This window comes from Kitasatospora sp. NPDC058184 (assembly GCF_042883725.1).
Taxonomy (GTDB): domain Bacteria; phylum Actinomycetota; class Actinomycetes; order Streptomycetales; family Streptomycetaceae; genus Kitasatospora.
In genome coordinates, this window is sequence record NZ_JBHVVE010000080.1 from 1 (window position 1) to 1,037 (window position 1,037).

General features: G+C 42.8%; 1 protein-coding gene. It reads left to right on the plus strand.

Annotation, left to right across the window (positions count from 1 at the left end):
• Positions 1–349 precede the first annotated feature (349 nt).
• Positions 350–1,037: hypothetical protein (locus ACFVXH_RS41475; protein ID WP_387831257.1), on the plus strand; the 688-nt coding region annotated here is incomplete at its 3' end.

A 1,037-nucleotide genomic window follows, 5' to 3' on the forward strand; every position in this document is an offset into this window, starting at 1 on the left:
GTGTCTTAGGTTAAACAGCGAATGCTTGGAGATCTTGAGGATTCCTATCAGTCTGTCTTTTTCAAAGGCGCCAAGCACGATGGCATTACCGGATTCAAGCCTCGCGTCCGGGTGATCTTTTAAGCTTTGAGCCTGATATCGGTGTAAGGCTTGGTATCATTTGCGGTTAAACGCCTGATGTACACGATTTGAGCTCCTTATATAAATAAAATTTTCTGAATAGTCAATCGTCGTTATCATACCATATTTGTCCCATTTGTATGAATGATTGCCGCTGTCACTCAATATAGTAGCAATATGCGGAGATTATCAGAAATTTTATGAGGTGATGAGGGTGTGGAGAGCCGGGATGAAGTGGATGCTGCTCATATTAAGCAGCCAGATTGGGGCTGGGTATGCAAGCGGGCAGGAAATATGGCAGTTTTTCGGTGTCGAAAGCGGACTGGCTATTGTATTGTTTACAGTCATGTTTACGATTTCGGCTTATATTGTGTTGAAGATCAGCTATCGGGTTCAATCAACGCACTTTTTACCTGTGCTTGAGCATCTGATGGGGCCGGCTCTTGCTAAAGTCTATGATGTGCTTATTATGTTTTATTTGTTTTCAATGACGATGGTTATGATTGCCGGCGGCGGTGTGACGCTGCAAATGTACAAGCTGCCGTTTTGGATCGGTATTTTTCTTCTTTGCATTGTGACCGTCGGTTTATTCTTTTGGGATATAAAAGGAATATTATCTCTGAATAGTATTTTGATACCGATTCTTGTAGCGGGGCTGTTATATGCATTGGTCTTTTTTCAGACAACCCATCATTACACGTGGACGATAGATTTGACCCGCCAGTATAATTGGCCGGCAAGCATTACCTTCACGTCCTTAAACATCCTTTCTGTTGTCGCTGTTCTTTCTTCAATCGGGAAAGATATGAAAGGACTGGGAGAAGCGAAAATCGCAAGCGTTGCAAGCGGGCTGATTTTCGGTGTGATTTCATTTGTTTACAATGAAACACTTGTGCAGCTTTCAGGCAGTCTTACAC